At 56.1% G+C, this 16,643-nt stretch carries 13 protein-coding genes; 11 read left to right on the top strand and 2 right to left on the bottom strand.

The window, feature by feature from the left end:
- The first annotated feature begins 130 nt into the window (after positions 1-130).
- The 8 genes from argH (at position 131) to CPA50_RS16570 (ending at position 10,055) form a co-directional block, all read left to right on the top strand.
- Entirely contained in the window at positions 131-1,540 is a 1,410-nt protein-coding gene (gene argH / locus CPA50_RS16605) for an argininosuccinate lyase (RefSeq protein WP_096783650.1), read from the top strand.
- 5 nt (positions 1,541-1,545) lie between these two features.
- A complete protein-coding gene (locus tag CPA50_RS16600) occupies positions 1,546-4,449 on the top strand; it encodes a class I adenylate cyclase (RefSeq protein WP_227519700.1) in 2,904 nt (967 codons plus the stop codon).
- 70 nt (positions 4,450-4,519) lie between these two features.
- Complete coding sequence (gene lptM / locus CPA50_RS16595; protein ID WP_143750760.1) at positions 4,520-4,675, top strand: LPS translocon maturation chaperone LptM; 156 nt, start codon at positions 4,520-4,522, stop codon at positions 4,673-4,675.
- Positions 4,662-5,912 (top strand): diaminopimelate decarboxylase, encoded by a 1,251-nt coding sequence (gene lysA / locus CPA50_RS16590; protein ID WP_096783648.1) that lies wholly within the window; start codon positions 4,662-4,664, stop codon positions 5,910-5,912. The genes lptM and lysA overlap by 14 nt, the downstream gene beginning before the upstream one ends.
- Before the next feature lie 62 nt (positions 5,913-5,974).
- The gene (gene dapF, locus CPA50_RS16585) at positions 5,975-6,844 is read left to right on the top strand and encodes a diaminopimelate epimerase (protein ID WP_264754021.1); all 870 of its coding nucleotides are present in this window, start codon (positions 5,975-5,977) and stop codon (positions 6,842-6,844) included.
- 16 nt (positions 6,845-6,860) lie between these two features.
- Positions 6,861-7,607: a DUF484 family protein gene (locus tag CPA50_RS16580; RefSeq protein WP_096783647.1), complete on the top strand. Its 747-nt coding sequence runs from the start codon at positions 6,861-6,863 to the stop codon at positions 7,605-7,607.
- A 28-nt stretch (positions 7,608-7,635) separates the two neighbouring features.
- Positions 7,636-8,583, top strand: coding sequence for a tyrosine recombinase XerC (xerC, locus tag CPA50_RS16575; protein ID WP_096783798.1), 948 nt, complete (start codon positions 7,636-7,638; stop codon positions 8,581-8,583).
- Positions 8,583-10,055, top strand: coding sequence for a GGDEF domain-containing protein (locus tag CPA50_RS16570; RefSeq protein WP_096783646.1), 1,473 nt, complete (start codon positions 8,583-8,585; stop codon positions 10,053-10,055). Before xerC ends, CPA50_RS16570 begins: the two co-directional genes overlap by 1 nt.
- Here CPA50_RS16570 and CPA50_RS16565 read toward each other — a convergent pair.
- Positions 10,052-10,285, bottom strand: coding sequence for a DUF2789 domain-containing protein (locus CPA50_RS16565; RefSeq protein ID WP_096783645.1), 234 nt, complete (start codon positions 10,283-10,285; stop codon positions 10,052-10,054). The genes CPA50_RS16570 and CPA50_RS16565 overlap by 4 nt on opposite strands.
- A 95-nt stretch (positions 10,286-10,380) precedes the next feature.
- Here CPA50_RS16565 and CPA50_RS16560 point away from each other — a divergent pair, with 95 nt between their 5' ends.
- Positions 10,381-13,164, top strand: coding sequence for an ATP-binding protein (locus CPA50_RS16560; RefSeq protein WP_096783644.1), 2,784 nt, complete (start codon positions 10,381-10,383; stop codon positions 13,162-13,164).
- A gap of 30 nt (positions 13,165-13,194) precedes the next feature.
- On the opposite strand, the gene CPA50_RS16555 is transcribed toward CPA50_RS16560, so the two are convergent.
- A complete protein-coding gene (locus tag CPA50_RS16555) occupies positions 13,195-13,560 on the bottom strand; it encodes a hypothetical protein (protein ID WP_096783643.1) in 366 nt (121 codons plus the stop codon).
- 226 nt (positions 13,561-13,786) lie between these two features.
- On the opposite strand from CPA50_RS16555, the gene CPA50_RS16550 reads away from it, so the two are divergent.
- Both CPA50_RS16550 and CPA50_RS16545 read left to right on the top strand, forming a co-directional pair.
- The gene (locus tag CPA50_RS16550) at positions 13,787-14,377 is read left to right on the top strand and encodes a hypothetical protein (RefSeq protein ID WP_096783642.1); all 591 of its coding nucleotides are present in this window, start codon (positions 13,787-13,789) and stop codon (positions 14,375-14,377) included.
- Between the two features lie 49 nt (positions 14,378-14,426).
- On the top strand, positions 14,427-16,622 hold the full coding sequence (locus CPA50_RS16545; RefSeq protein ID WP_096783797.1) for a patatin-like phospholipase family protein: 2,196 nt from the start codon (positions 14,427-14,429) through the stop codon (positions 16,620-16,622).
- Positions 16,623-16,643: the final 21 nt, after the last annotated feature.

Here is a 16,643-nt window from a genome sequence, read left to right as displayed (position 1 = left end):
TGCGTGATGATCGCCTTGCTCCCTTGTAGGGGAGTCTCTTTTGTTCGGGTCAGAATGCTATACTCTCGCCACGTTCAATGTACCCAGTTCCCGCAAGATAATGCCGGGCCGCCAGCAGGAAAGATAGACCATGACGGATCAGAAAAACCCTGACCAGACCACAACCTCCGAAAAACCCTGGGGCGGACGCTTCAGCGAACCCACAGACGCGTTTGTGGAACGCTTTACTGCATCCGTAGGGTTTGATCAACGCCTGTATCATCACGATATCACCGGCTCCATTGCCCACGCGACCATGCTTGCAGAAGTTGGCGTTCTGACAGAAGACGAGCGCGACCGCATTATTGATGGCCTGAACGGAGTCAAGGAAGATATTGAAGCGGGGCGGTTTGAGTGGTCTGTGAGCCTCGAAGACGTCCACATGAACATAGAAGCCCAGTTGACCAACCGTATCGGGATTACGGGCAAGAAGCTGCACACTGGCCGTAGCCGTAACGATCAGGTGGCCACGGATATCCGGCTGTACCTGCGCGATGAAATTGATGTGATCGCCGAGGAGCTCCGGCGCCTGCAAGCCGGTCTTCTGGATCTGGCCGAACGCGAAGCCGATACCATCATGCCCGGTTTTACCCACCTTCAGACGGCGCAGCCAGTTACCTTCGGGCATCACCTTCTGGCCTGGTATGAAATGCTGGTTCGTGACGCTGAGCGTTTGCAGGACTGTCGCAAACGGGTGAACGTTATGCCGCTGGGTGCAGCAGCCCTGGCCGGCACCACCTATCCGATCGATCGGGCCATGACTGCCCGGCTGCTGGGATTTGAGCGGCCTTCAGAAAACTCCCTGGACTCAGTCAGTGACCGGGATTTTGCCATCGAATTCTGCAGTTTCGCGGCGTTGCTGATGACCCACCTGTCCCGTTTCAGCGAGGAGCTGGTGTTGTGGACTTCGGCACAGTTCGACTTTATTGACCTGCCGGATCGTTTCTGTACCGGCTCTTCAATAATGCCTCAGAAAAAGAACCCTGATGTGCCTGAGCTTGTCCGGGGTAAAACCGGCCGTGTGACAGGGCACCTGATGTGCCTGCTCACGCTGATGAAAAGTCAGCCACTGGCGTATAACAAGGACAACCAGGAAGACAAGGAGCCCTTGTTCGATACGGTTGATACCATCAAGGGGTGTCTGAAAGCCTACGCTGACATGGTTCCCGCTATTCGCGCCAAGGCAGATAATATGCGGGTAGCGGCCAAACGCGGATTCTCCACAGCAACGGATCTGGCGGATTATCTGGTCAAGAAAGGTATGCCGTTCCGGGACGCCCATGAAGTTGTGGGTAAGGCCGTTGCATTCGGTGTGGCTGAAGATCGAGATCTTTCTGATATGACACTGGAAGAGCTTAAGCAGTTTTCAGATACCATCGGCGACGATGTGTTTGACGTGCTGACGCTTGAAGGTTCGGTTCAGGCCCGTGACCACCTTGGCGGCACTGCGCCCGCTCAGGTGCGTGCAGCTGTTGGCCGCGCGCGCAAGCTGCAGGGCTGAGTCTTTTGTCCCGCGATTCCCGCGATCCCGGGGCATCCCTGATTGCTCATGCCCCTCCGATTGTCCTGGATTTTGACGAGGGCATTGACCGTAAAACCCTGCGCCGCCTGCGGGACAGGTTTCTTACGGTTAATCGCGAGCGCTGGCAGCGTGCGCACTCTTCGCTTACCTACAGGCAGCGGGTAGTTCTGGAAGTTTTGCCGTTGGTGTTCCATACCAATCACCCGGCGTTGCCCGGTTATCTGGATTCAGGTTGTCCTTATGGCCTGAACCACTACCAGCCTGATTCAGCGACCACGAACGCAGCACGACGTCTGGCCCGTACCTTCAGTATCCGTGATGAAGGGCGGCGTCGGGCTGATCTTGAAGCGCTGTTCCTGATGGGCAGCCCTGGTTCCTTGGGGCATTCTGTTGCCAGTGATCTGGATGTCTGGCTATGTCATCGCGATGACCTGCAGGAGGCGGGTATCCAGTGTCTGGAACGCAAGGCTGCGAAGCTGACCGAATGGGCGGCTTCTTTCGGTATCGAGTTGCATGTGTTTGTGTTTTCTGCGGCCGACTGGCGTCAGGGAAGGCCGCGTGCGGAAGTGAGCGGTGAAAACTGCGGCAGCGCCCAGCACTACCTGTTACTGGATGAGTTCTATCGCACAGGGATCCATCTGGGCGGATGTTATCCGTTGTGGTGGCTTATTCCTTCAGAGCAGGAAGACCGTTATCAGGAGTGTGTAAACAGGCTGGTGGATTGCCGTTTTATCCGGGGCGACGAATACGTTGATTTTGGCGCTGTGCCGGCTGTACCTGCCAGCGAATTTCTTGGCGCGGGAGTGTGGCAGCTTTATAAGGGAATTGATGCTCCATGGAAGTCTATCCTGAAGCTGCTGCTTATCGAATGTTACGCCCAGACGCAGGAGCAGCCGGTCCTGGCGCGTACGTTCAAGCAGGCGGTATTCAATGGCGTCACTGATGTGGACGTTCTGGACCCGTATGTAATGCTGTACAGGCGGCTGGAACAATGGCTGAGGGGGGCTGAGGCCTGGGAACGGCTGGATCTGGTGCGTCGCAGTTTGTATGTCAAAGCGGGACTGCCTCTGACCCGCACCGGGGCGGCAGGCGAACAGGGGGTAGAGCCATGGAGAGCCAGGTTGCTGAGAGAGCTTGTGGCGGGCTGGGGTTGGCAGGAGAAACAGGTGGCGGCGCTGGATAACCGGCAGAGCTGGCGGGCAGAAGAGGTGTCTTCTCTGCGTCGGGTTGTGGTCTCGGAACTAACCCACAGTTATCGCCTGCTATCCAGAATGGCTCGTGATCACAGTGAAAAGTCTGCGATCAGCTCGCATGACATTAATCTGCTCGGGCGCAAGCTCTACGCAGCGTTTCAGCGCAAGGCCGGTAAAATTGAGTTAATTAATCCCGGGCTTGCGCCTTCTCTGGAAGAGGAGAATCTGGCGTTTCATCATCAGTCAGAGCAAGGTGGCGTGGGGAGCGGCTGGTTACTGTACCGCGATCTGGAAGATCCTGCGGACGCCTTCTGGCAGTCCGTTATACGGCGATCCGGAAACCTGACCGAACTGGTTGTCTGGTGTTATTGCAATGGCTTGCTGACCCGCTCAACCCGCCTCAATGTCCGTTCCGGGCAGGGTGTTGCATCCATCAGTGAGCTGCGGGAGATGCTGGAAGCGCTTTCTGATTTCGTGCCCTTTCCTGTAGCGCCTGCCGGACGGGACGCGCTCGCTCGTGGTGTTTACCCCTTGCGCAACCTTCTTCTGGTCAATGTAGGTGTTGATCCACAGGCTCACCTTACAGAACGAGGGTTGCATAAACTCAGTGCCCGGCATGATTCGCTGGGCTTCAGCGGCGGGCGGGAGAATCTGGTTGTTACCATCGATCAGGTTACGCTGAACAGCTGGCACGAACTCAGCCTTCAGCACTACGCTTCCGGTGATACTCTGATTCAATGCCTGAAAAATGTATTGGCATCGGTTGCTCTCGACCCTCGTGTGATTCCTGATATCAAAGTGCACAGCCACAAACGCGGCCATGGAAGCGCTATTGCGCGGCGGGTTCAGGAACTCTTTGCCGACGTGTTGCGCCAGTTCTTTGCCGGTGGTGCTGGCCCGCATCCTTTGCGTTACGTTATTGAGATGGATCGCCGGTATTTTCTGCTGGAGTTCAGTGGTACCGAGCCGGGATTTATTGCCGTTGAAAGCCGGGATGCGCTTATGGAGTGCCTGGCTCAGCCCCGGGATATCTATCTTCCCATCATTTTTGATCGCCAGGCTCTTCTGGACGAGCCGGGGCTGAGAGCTGCATGTCAGGTCAGTGAGCCGGACAGCATCCAGGTGTTCTATGCTCTTCGTGGCGGGCAGGTGCAGATATGGGTGATCGACGAGCGCGGTTCCCTGTTTGGCTGGACCCAGCCGGTTACCAGCCGCCGGCACCTTCTGGTGCCGCTGTTACGTTTTCTGGAAAATCTGGTTGAGCGACGAACCTTGCGCTACAGCGAGGTGCCTGGGGCCCTGGCCGGTGTGCGGTGCTATGAAATTACCGCAAACAACGGAAACTGGCGGCCGGAATACCGGCCCCAAACGGATTCAGGCATTGCTTTGTCAGGCCTTGAAGTGCAGGCCGTGGGAGTTCAGGAAGGCGGTAGCCGGGTTCGCTTTGATCTCTACTGCGGTGAGCAGGAATTTACTGTTCTGCAATACGGTGATCAGCTGATCCCGGCCGTTGCACACTATATCCATTCCCGGCGACAAAGCGGGGAGCACTATCCCGTGTACCTCACGGACGTGCATCTGCCCCATGACCTGGATCCAAGGGTTTATCAGCAGGACATACAGACCAGTCAGTACCTCTATTACCGTGCTGCTCTGGAGTATGCTCTGAACCGCGAACTGGAAGCCTTCGGATAGCTTGTCGTCCTCGCCGTGCGGGCCACGGGTCAGGTATACTTTGGCGATTATGAACTCAGGGGTGGCAAGTATGCGCGCGTGGACACTGCCCATCGTGTTTCTGGTTGTGGCGGCTACACTTGGTGGCTGCGGTCAGAAAGGGCCTTTATACCGGGAGAATCCGGAGGTATCAGCCGGGCCATACCAGACTCCGTTACACGATCAGGAATCCAATGGATCACTTTAACTACCGTGATGGCGAGCTTTACGCCGAAGATGTTGCTGTATCTGCTATTGCCGAACGCTTTGGCACGCCGGCTTACGTGTATTCCCGGGCCACACTGGAGCGTCATTACAAGGCTTATGATGAGGCTCTGAGGGGGCGTGAGCACCTTGTGTGCTACGCCGTAAAGGCCAACAGCAATCTGGCGGTTCTGAATGTCCTGGCCCGTCTGGGTTCCGGCTTTGATATTGTCTCCGCCGGTGAGCTGGAACGCGTGCTGCGTGCTGGCGGTGATGCGGGCAAGGTTGTGTTTTCCGGTGTTGGCAAGCAGGAATGGGAAATGCGCCGGGCCCTGGAAGCGGGTGTTCGCTGCTTCAACGTGGAATCTGATACTGAGCTGGACAGGCTCAATGCGGTGGCCGGTGAGCTGGGCGTTAAAGCTCCGGTTTCCCTGCGGGTTAACCCGGATGTTGATGCCGGAACTCACCCATATATTTCCACGGGTCTGAAAGAGAACAAGTTTGGTATTGATATTGCCGACGCGCCAGAGGTATATGCCCGTGCAGCAACATTACCGAACCTCGAAATCAAAGGCGTGGATTGCCATATTGGCTCTCAGCTCACATCCTTTTCTCCGTTTCTGGACGCTCTCGACCGGGTTCTGGCGCTGATCGATGTTTTGGCTGACAAAGGTATTCACATCCGGCACCTGGATATGGGTGGTGGTCTGGGTGTTACTTACAACGACGAACAACCGCCGGAGCCGTCTGAATACGTCAGGGCTCTGGACGAACGTATCGGTGACCGCAAGCTGGAGCTTATTCTTGAGCCTGGCCGCTCAATCGCGGCCAACGCAGGCATACTGGTTACCCGGGTCGAGTTTCTGAAGTGCACTGAATATCGTAACTTTGCGATTATCGATGCTGCCATGAATGATCTGATCCGCCCTGCGCTTTACAGTGCCTGGCAGGCTATTGTGCCAGTGCAGCTCCATGAGGAAGCTGAAGAAAAAACCTGGGATCTGGTCGGGCCTGTCTGTGAGACCGGGGATTTTCTGGGCAAAGACCGGCCGCTGCGGCTAAAGGCTGGTGATCTGCTGGCGGTGCGCTCGGCGGGCGCCTATGGCTTTGTTATGAGTTCTAACTACAACACCCGAAACCGCCCGCCGGAGCTTATGGTTGATGGCGGGCAGGTGCATATTGTTCGCCGTCGCGAGACTCTTGAGGATCAGCTTGCGCCAGAAAGCTGCCTGCCGGAATGAGTGGGGGGAATGAAGTGACCCATCACCGCCGAAATCAGGGGCCGCTGCTCCGGTTCAGTAAAATGCACGGGTTGGGCAACGACTTCATGGTGGTTGACGCAATCAGTCAGCCATTCCGCTTACGCCCGGAAATGATCAGGGAGCTGGCGGACCGGAATTTTGGTATCGGTTTTGATCAGTTGCTGGTTGTTGAACCGCCAGGCTTGCCGGATGTGGATTTTCGTTACCGGATATTCAACGCCGACGGTTCCGAGGTTGAACAGTGCGGTAATGGCGCCCGTTGTTTTGCGAAGTTCGTCCGGGATCAGCGCCTGACGAACAAAAAAATTATACGTGTCCAGACTGCGAGTGGTGTGATTGAGCTGCGGGTGGTCAAAGACGGCATGGTGATGGTCAATATGGGGGTGCCTGAACTGAACCCGCCGGCCATACCTTTTGCCGCGGAGCGTCGGAAAAATGTCTATACGGTGGAAGCGGGTTCTGAAACCGTTGAGCTGAGTGCCATTTCCATGGGCAACCCCCACGCGGTTATTGTGGTTGAGGATGTGGATACGGCGCCGGTTGCAGTTCTTGGGCCGCGTCTCGAAAAGCATCCCCGGTTCCCGTCGAAAGCCAATATTGGCTTTTTGCAGATAATTGACAGTAGTCATGCGCGCCTTAGGGTGTATGAGCGCGGTTCAGGCGAGACACTGGCTTGTGGCAGCGGGGCCTGTGCGGCCGTCGTTGCAGGATGTCTGCGCGGCCTGCTCGATAACCGGGTGGAAGTGGACCTGCGCGGAGGGCGGCTGGTCATTGAATGGCAGGGTGAAGGGACCCCTGTTATGATGGAAGGGCCTGCCACAAGCGTATTTGAAGGGCAGTTAAGGCTGCCTGGTGACTCAGGTGGTGGTCGGCGCAGAAAGCCCGGTCGCGCACATAAACAACGGATCTGAAAGCCAGGAGATCACGATGACAGACCAAACGGCCCGTAAGAAGGCCGGTGAGCTCACCCGGGAAGAGGTGGCAGAGTATCTGAGCAATAATCCTGATTTTTTTATTGAACAGGATGAGCTTCTGCGGAGCCTGACCCTGCCTCATGATAGTGGCCGGGCAATTTCACTGGTTGAGCGCCAGGTACACCTGTTCCGTGAGCAACGGGACACGCTGCGACATGAGTTGGTGGAACTGGTTTCTATCGCCCGTCACAATGATCGGCTATTTGAAAAAAGCAAGCGGTTGCTGATGCAGGTGATTGAAGCCCGTAACCTTATTGATATGGCATCCACTATTGATGACAGTATCCGGGGTGATTTCGGACTGGATGCCGCTTCAGTTATCCTGTTTACGGATGTGGAAGTGCCTGGCAGCGCCCAGGGCGCTCTTCATATAGTCAGCCCGGCCGAGGCCCAGAGTCGCCTTGGTAATCTGCTGGATGGCAGCAGAGCTGTCTGTGGTCAGTTCCGGGAGAGCGAACGGGAATTCCTGTTTCCGGACCGGGATGAGCCCATTGCATCGGTTGCTCTGGTGCCTTTGCGCAGTGACGGTCTGGTGGGTGTTTTCGCGGTTGGCAGTTGTGAACCCGGCTATTTCGACCAGAGCATGGGGTCTCTGTTCCTCAGCTATATCAGTGACACGCTCAGCCGGCTACTGCCACCTATGGTTCAGCGCTATACCACAGTCGCACCGGTAACCGGTCTCGCGACGGAGTCCCGCTAACGTGGCCTCATTGCCCGTGTCAGCTCAATTGCCTCATGAGTTGAGCGGGTATCTGGCAGATTTTGTTCAGCACCTCGAATCTGAAAAGCGCCACTCTCCCCGAACATCGGAAAACTACCAGCGCGACCTGCTTCGGCTTGCCTCCTGGCTCGTGGAGCATGACTGCACGGAATGGCGAGCCGTAAGCGGCCATGATCTGCGTCGTTACGTGGCCAGCCTTAGCCGTCAGGGGCTCAGTGGCCGTAGCATTGCCCGCCATTTGTCGGCCACAAGGCGTTTCTACCAGTATCTGTTGCGGGAACGGCTGGCTACGGATAACCCGGCACTGGATATCCGGGCTCCGAAGAGCAGTAAACGTCTGCCCCGGGTAGCCGATGTGGATCAGCTCAATTCTCTTCTTGACGCTCTGCCGGACGATCCGCTGGAAGTGCGTGACCGCTGTATGTTTGAACTTATGTATTCTTCTGGCTTGCGCCTGGCGGAACTGGCCAGTCTTGATGTGGATTCCGTTGACTGCAAGGGGGGCGAAGCGCGGGTCGTGGGAAAAGGCAGTAAAACACGAATACTCCCCGTGGGGCGGAAAGCGCTGGAGGCCATTGGCCAATGGATGCCCGTCCGCGCAGGATTGGCTCCTGAAGCCGAGACAGCTTTGTTTGTAAGCCGCCGGGGTGACCGTCTGAGTCATCGCAGTATTCAGGCCCGCCTGAGTCGGTGGGGGGTTGCCAAGGGCGCTGACCAGAAGCTTTACCCGCATATGCTGCGGCACTCATTTGCAAGCCATATGCTTGAATCCAGTGGAGATTTGCGTGCGGTGCAGGAATTGCTGGGCCATGCGGACATATCTACTACGCAGGTCTATACTCATCTTGACTTCCAACATTTAGCCCGGGTTTATGACCAGAGTCACCCCAGGGCTCGCCGACGCAGTGGGCACGGCTACGACGACCAGAACTCCGAACGGGAAGGAAACGTTTGATGTCATCTGATCAATCCTGGAAAGAACGATATTTTCAGGAACTTGAGGCTGCAGAACACAGGGAAAAACATTGGACGGCTGAGCGCAACTCGCTTGAGCGTATGTTAGTGCGTACATGCCTCGCTGCTGAAGGTCAGGCACCGGAACTTGATCGCCTGTTGGCCCGGGTCCGGTCTGACCTGCGCAAGAACAAGGTAGATGTGGACGGCTGGAAGGCGCTGCAGGAGAAGATCGACCGCCAGGTCGCTCTTCTGGATGAGGTACCTGCCGGAAAGGCTATGAAACGCCCCGGGCTTTCTGCAGAACCGGAAGCTGAGCCGAAGCTTTTTGCTGGAGATGAGCTTGATCTGCGCGATGGTGCGTCTGACTCCGGGTCCGAAAGCCAGCGGCTTCGTATCGCCCGGCGTGTTGGCCATCTTTTAGGGCAGTTGCTTAGCCAGGTATCTCTGGAACCAGATGCGGAGACGCGGGCGAGGAATCTGCAAAGGGCGCTGCTATCCAGTGATAACTGGGAGGAGTTGAGGGATGGGCTGAATCAGGTCGCCGACCTTATTGTCGCCGCTGTCACTCGCAGTCAGCGGGAGTTTGAAGGTTTTCTCAAGCGCCTTGATGAGCGCCTTGAAGTGTTGCAAGAGCATTTCTTCGTGCAGTCATCCGCACAGTCTGGCCGCCAGGCGGCTTCAGAAGCGCTTGATCGCAACATCCGGGAAGAAATCGAACTGGTTGGCCGGCACATTCAGGCGAGTGATGATCTCCAGGGGCTGAAGCAGTCAGTCAGCCGTCATCTGGAGTTTATTGGTCAGGCGGTGGGTAAGTTCCGGGTTGAGGAAACGGAGCGTGAAAAGATGCTTTCCGAACAGTTGCTGGCCATGCAGGAGCGAGTGGCGGTTATGGAAGCGCATTCAGAGCAGATGCAGGGGCAGGTCCGCAAGGAGCGTGAGCGGGCCATGACCGATCTGCTTACCCAGTTGCCAAATCGGGAAGCATGGCAGGAGCGATTGTCTTTTGAGTTCAATCGCTGGAAGCGTTACCAGTACCCGCTGACGATAGGTGTGATGGATATAGACCTGTTCAAGCGCGTGAATGATTCATATGGCCATAAAGCTGGTGACAGGGTGCTCCAGCTTGTGGCCAGGGAAATTGCAAGCCGGTTGCGTACGACTGACTTTGCAGCACGTTTTGGTGGTGAGGAATTTGTGCTTCTCTTTCCTGAAACCAATGCAGACAATGCATTAATTGTTATGGACAAGCTCCGTGCCCACGTCAGTGCCCTGCCGTTTCATTTCGGTGGAAGTCCTGTAACGATTACTTTTTCTGCAGGCCTGACGGCTTTTACCCCCGGAGACACCGAGGAAACGGTCTTTGATCGTGCGGATCGGGCGCTGTATCTGGCCAAGGGTGCAGGCCGCAACTGCGTCAGGGTCAGTCAGCGAGCTAGTGCCGGGATCCTTGCGACAATAACAGGGGCTTAATGTCGCATCAGGGCATTCAGCTCGTCGATCACCTCTGCCCAGTCACTATCATCTTCCAGGCCTTCTTCGAGAAACTGAGACTGGCCTTCGGACCAGAAAGGCGCATCTTGCAGGGCGATTTCGCGGGACAGGGGAGAGTGGTGGGCGATGAATGCTTCTATGCTTTTCTCGTCAGATGCCAGCCCCAGTTGATCAAAAAGCTTGCTCAGGTTGTGTTTGCTTGTGTCCATGCAGAGATTCTCCCGATTGATGATTGCCTGAATGAAATTTCGAATATTTGCAGGTATGGTCTCTTGAAATGTAGCGTAAACCCAGAGGATATCCAGTGAAGGCCACCCTTGTAGTTCTATGTAGTTGCCTGTTGCTGGTTTTTCAACCCACAGTGCTTGCGGACCCACCGCAGATATCGCCTGCGCCGGTACTGGGTAGCAATGACCTGAGCTGGCTAAGTGAAAAGAAAAGCCTTCTGATCGGAGTGCGGGGGGATCAGGTACCGTTGGTCTTTGATACGGGTAACGGAGACCTTGCCGGCACTTATATCGATTATCTGGCACGCCTTTCTGACAAGTTGGGGCTGCCCATTGAACCGGTTATTATCAATAGTAGCGTCAATGCAGGGCCTGTGCCTGAGCAGCCGGAAACCGACGCGATTCTGACTACCAGAGTACCGACAACCCCAGTTCCCGATGGCCAGCGCTTTACCGGCCCGTTGATGTCACTCACCTACGGGCTGTTCGTCAGCGCCGGCGATGCTGCAATCCGTTCACTGGCCGACCTGGAAGGTGGACGCATAGCCGTCGTTGAAGACGATCCGAATCAGTACACCATGCTTGAGTCCGTCGATAGCTTTACGCCGGTTCCTGTCCAGAGTATGGGTGAGGCGGTAAGCCAGGTGCTGTCTGGCCAGGCCGATGCCTTCCTTGGCCCTGTGCCGGTGGTGTCTGACTATCTTCAGTCAGCGATGATAAATGGTATTGGTCTGTCGGTGTTGCTTGATCAGAAATCGGTAGATGTTGTCTTTCAGGTGGATGATAGCCACGGACCATTATTCCGTATTCTGGATCAGGCAGTAGCGGCGATCAGCCATAATGAACACCGGGTTATCCGGCAGGCATGGTTGCAGGTAGATCTCACTGCGCTTGAGCAGAGCGGGGTAGAGCTCTCTGCTTCGGATGTTGACTGGCTTAAGCGACACCCTGCACTCAAGGTTGCCTATCGCTCAGACTGGCCGCCGTTTGAATACGCTCAGGATGGCCGGGCCACTGGCCTTGTGCCCGATCTCGTCGCTCGTCTGGAGGGTCAGTTGGGTGCGCGGTTCGAGAAAAAAAATCTGGCGAGTCGTGTTGCAGCAGAACAGGCACTTGTTTCGGGTGAGGTGGACATCCTGCCTGGCTTGTCCCGCACACCGCGTACCGAGGAGTCATTTCTGTTTACCCGGGCCTACCTGAGCGTTCCCATTGCTTTGGCTATCCGGGATGACGGTCGGTTTATCGGGGATCTGCGGGAGTTGCGCACGGAGAAGGTGGGTGTGGTCAACCGTCACGCGGCTCACGATTATCTGCTCATAAACCATCCGAATCTGGACCTTTACCCGATGGCAACAGTAGAAGACGGGTTGCTTGCGCTCTCCAATGGCGACCTCGATGTGATGGTGACGCACATTCCCGCGGTCAGTTATACCGTTGCCAGACTGGGGCTCTCCAATCTTCGTATTACCAGTATCACACCTTACCAGTACGATCTCAGGCTCGCAGTGCGCAAAGACAGCCCCGAACTGCACCGGATTCTGAACAAGGCTCTGGGTAACCTGAAGCCCGCCGACACTGAGGCTATATATAACCGGTGGATCCATCTGGATATCGAACAGGAAACCGATTACACCGTGGTGCGCCGGGTTGTTCTGATCGCGGTTGTGGTTGTGCTTATCTTTCTCTACTGGAACCGCAAGCTGTCGCGTGAAGTGGACGAACGTATCCGCTCTGAGAATGCCCTCCGGCGGAGTGAGGATGAGCTGCGGGCTGCGAAGCTGGAAGCCGAGCGTCTGGCCCGGCAGGCAGAAGCAGCCAGCAGGGCCAAGAGCGAGTTTCTGGCGAACATGTCCCATGAGATCCGGACGCCCATGAACGCCGTGATTGGTTACAGTGATCTTCTGAGTAACAGCGTTACCGACCCCCAGCAACGCAACTATCTGGACGCTATCCGTGCAGGTAGCCGCAGTCTGTTGATGCTGATCAACGATATTCTCGATCTTTCACGTATTGAAGCGGGGAAGATGCGGCTGGATTATTCGCCGGTATCTGTGCGCAGGCTTCTTGATGATGTTCGCCACATATTTGATTTACGCGCGCGCGAGCAGGGCATCACTCTGGAGGTAAGTGTAGGCTCGGATATGCCTGTTACCATGATGCTTGATGAAACCCGCTTCCGTCAGGTGCTGTTCAACCTGGTAGGTAACGCCATAAAGTTCACCCATGAAGGTGGAGTATCTGTACGGGCAACCGTTCAGCCAGTCAAAAGCGATACGGAAGAAACTCCCGAGCATCAGACCTACAGGCTTACGGTGAAGGTAAAGGATTCTGGTATCGGAATTTCTGCGGATCAGCGTGAGCGGATTTTTGACGCGTTCGAGCAGCAGGAGGGGCAGAATACCCGCCGCTACGGGGGTACGGGTCTTGGGCTTGCCATAAGCCGAAAACTTGCCCGGATGATGGGTGGGGAGCTCGAGGTTGAAAGTGACTCGGGGAATGGATCTGTGTTTACACTCACCTTGCCTCAGGTCCAGGCGACCGGCGAGCAGGCTGAGGACGAAGGCGAGACCAAAGAATCTGAACGGTTACTGGCTCAGACCCTGAGCATGCAGGAGCGGGGTTGGTTGAGGGAGCAGTTAACTGCAGACTTTGGAGAAGAGTGGCAGGCCGTGCGGGAAAGTGGTGATCCGGAAGAAATGAAAGGGTTTGCTCTCAGGGTGCTGGAATGGGGGCAACGTTACCGCTCCCGGTCAGTTACAGGTTACGGTGAAAAGCTACTGGCAGACGTGGAAGCGTTCAATCTGGATGCTGTCAACAGTGCACTTGAGGCCTTCCCGAAACTGCTGGGGCGACAGGACTAGGTCAGGCTGACTGATCCAGGACAAGGCAGATTACAGGCAGTCGAACTGGGAGCGGCGATCAAAAGCAACAGAGACCATATCGTACCCCGAATCAGACAGGCTGCGAACCAGTTCCCGGTCTCTCAGCAGGGCCGTGCAGACCTTGTGGACACTGGCCTGAAGGTGCTCTGACGCTGGCTGGGGGGCGGCGAGACGAAAATCCACTATCAGATACTTCCGTTCTATCGCGGCAGAAGCCGGTATGTCCTCACGCTCAATGCTCTCAAAACCGATATAGGTTGCTTGATCCTGAGGAAATACCTGACTCATCACTATGTCCAGATTCTCGGCCTGAGCGGCAGAAGCAGAACAAAATGTTGCTACGGTTGCGGTGCAGATCAGGTTCTGGATATTCATGATGTCAGCTCCCCGGGAAGTATTCCGGAACGAGTGTAACAGAATGTAATGTTACGTTACGGTTGATTATCGCAGAGACTGTCGCTTATTGCGCGGTGTTTGCCCGGTTTTTTTCAATTGTTTGCAGTTTGCATGAATTAGCCGCAGGGTTCTGCGGGCGCGGGGCTCCCCTGATGCCGCTCTATCAACTATCATGAAACCAAAATCGACGGCAGGAGAGTTGCCTATGTTTCAGCTCGTATTCAAGGGTGAGTGCACCCCCGGCACCGAAATCACGACGGCACGCAGTAATGCCCGCGCGCTGTTCAAGGCCAGTGTTGAGCAAGTAGAGCGCATGTTCAGCGGCAGCCCGGTGGTAATCCGGAACAGGCTGGATGAGGAACAGGCGGAAAAGTATCGTGCAGTGTTGAACAAGCATGGAATGGTTGCCTACGTGCAGCCTATGCCCGGGAGTACGGTTCAGCCCAAGGCTGCACCGGCGCCAGCACCCCAGGCTGTCAGTAGCGCACCGGAACCGGTGGAACCGGCCAGTCCGCCACCAGGTGCCGGCGCCCCTGAGGTTGAGCCTGGTGAACGTTTACCAATAGCAGGTGACAAGGTAGACGACATTCTTGCGGGTTCAGCGCTTGGCCTGGACCCGGTTGGCGTTACACTGATGACGTCCGAAGAGGCACAGGCTCCCATGTTTCAGCACCTGGATGACTGGACTCTGGCGCCGGCTGGCAGCGATATAGGTGTGGAGCGTGACCTGCCTCCGCCCATAGTGCCGGATGTGTCGCATCTGTCCCTGGTTGATGAAGAGCTGGAAAAAAAGTGAGTATCCGGTTTACAGAGCCTGTCAGGATTTGACGCGTTCACTGGGCTCAATGCTCATATGTCTGGCTGCCGCACTCCTTGCGTCGTTTCCTGCAGTGGCCAGCAACACCTCAACCGAAAGACCCCAGGTCGGGCTTGTACTCAGCGGCGGTGGAGCCAAAGGTATGGCCCACGTAGGTGTGCTTCGGGTACTGGAAGAAATGCACATCCCGGTGGATATGGTGGTGGGCACCAGCGCTGGCTCTGCGGTTGGCGCACTCTATGCCGCTGGCATGTCGGTAGCGGAAATTGAACAGCGCTTTATCGGGATGGACTGGTTGTCCAGCTTCAGGGATGACCCCGGCCGGGTGTACAAACCGGTTCGCCGGAAGCAGGGCGAGTGGAGGTTTCCTTTTACGCCGGGGCTTGGCGTCAGCCTGGACGGTCTGCACCTTGGCGCCGGTATTATATCTGGCCAGAACCTCGGATTTATTCTCAACGAACTGACTCATGGTTTTGCGCTTGTTGAGAGCTTCGATAGCTTACCCATTCCCTTTCGCGCGGTTGCTACCGATCTGGAAACCGGCGATATGGTGGTACTCGACAGTGGCAATATTGCTACTGCGGTGCGTGCAAGCATGAGTATTCCGGGTGTCTACGCGCCAGTGAAACTCAATGGCCGGTTGCTGGTGGATGGCGGAGTTGCCAACAACCTTCCGGTCAATGTCGCCCGTGAAATGGGGGCCGATATTATTATTGCGGTTGATATTACCGATACTCTGATGGGCCCTGACGAACTGCGTGAGGCGTTTGCCGTATTCGGGCAGTTGACCACCATAATGACCCGGCGCAATACCGACGAGCAACTCGAATCATTGGGCGGGCAGGATGTACTTATCCGCCCGGACCTGGAAGGCCAGAGCTCGGCAGATTTCTATAATGCACCGGTATTGTTTGAGCTGGGCGCCAGCGGTACTCGTGAACATGCGGTGGAATTGAACCCGCTTGCCGTATCAAACGAGGCCTGGCAGGCATACCAGTCGCGACTGGCATCTACAAGGCATCGCGCGGGGATTATTGCCCGCGTTGATATTTCCCATGACCGCCGTCTGGGGAATGAATTTCTCCGGGAGCGGATACGCCAGAAGGCCGGCAAGCCTCTGGACGTAGAAATACTGGAGGCGGATCTCAAGCGTATCTATGGCTTGGGTTATTACGAGATAGTGTCTTACGCCCTGTCCCCGTTACCGGATGGAACCTTACTGACGATCAAGGTTCAGGAGAAAAGCTGGGGGCCTAATTATCTTTCTTTTGGCATGAACTATGAGGATAATTTTGACGGCGATACCCGCTTTAATCTGGCTTCCTCCCTGCGAATGACCGAGCTGAATGAGCTCGGGGCCGAGTGGCAGACAGGTGTGCAGCTTGGCACTGAGCCGCACATACGTACTCAATGGTATCAACCTCTGGATTATGGCTATGAGCGTTTCCTGGTGGCTGGAGCTGAATACTCCCGGGACACGCTCAGTTTATATGACTCCGGTGGCGAGCGTGTCGCCGAACTGGATGTTACCTTCCGTCAGGCCGATCTGGGGCTGGGAATGGAGCTGGGTGGCAATGCGGAAGCCCGTTTCACCTACGTCCGCGGATATGCCACTGTGGACGAGCAGGTTGGTACAGCCGTTGCGCCCGAGGGTGAGGTTCACCAGGGCAGTCTCAACCTGCAACTGGTACACGACTCTCTGGACGATACTTTCTTTCCCCGTGAGGGTGCTTTTGCCGGAATTCGAGGCCGGGTTGAACGTGAAGACCTGGGGTCCGAGCGACATTTTGACTCGGTAACGGGCATGGTGCTCGGGACGGATAGCTGGAGAGGTTTTACACTGACGGGGCTGCTTTACGCGCACACGGTCACCCGGGGAGACGCGGGCATAGAAAATGCGGTGCGTCTCGGTGGTTTCCGGCGGTTATCCGCTTATGCCCCGGGCCAGATTACCGGCGACAGTGCTGCTATGGGAGCTGTCTATGCCAGCCAGGCGTTCGGAGGTCCGATTACTCCCTGGTTTGCAGGGATGGGGTTGGAGGCAGGAAATGCCTGGGCGTCTCTCAGCGATGCCGGGTGGAACCGCACTGTAAAATCCTGGAGTATCTTTTCCGGCGTGGATACCTTTCTCGGGCCCGTTCAGATAGCAACGGCATATAACAATAAAGACAACTGGACCGCGTACCTGAATATCGGGTTTTCGTTTACTCAACTCTTTTACTAGCCCTGTTCCGGGGCCTGCCCG

This window comes from Marinobacter sp. ANT_B65 (assembly GCF_002407605.1).
Taxonomy (GTDB): domain Bacteria; phylum Pseudomonadota; class Gammaproteobacteria; order Pseudomonadales; family Oleiphilaceae; genus Marinobacter.
This window is presented reverse-complemented; position numbering and strand designations above follow the sequence as displayed.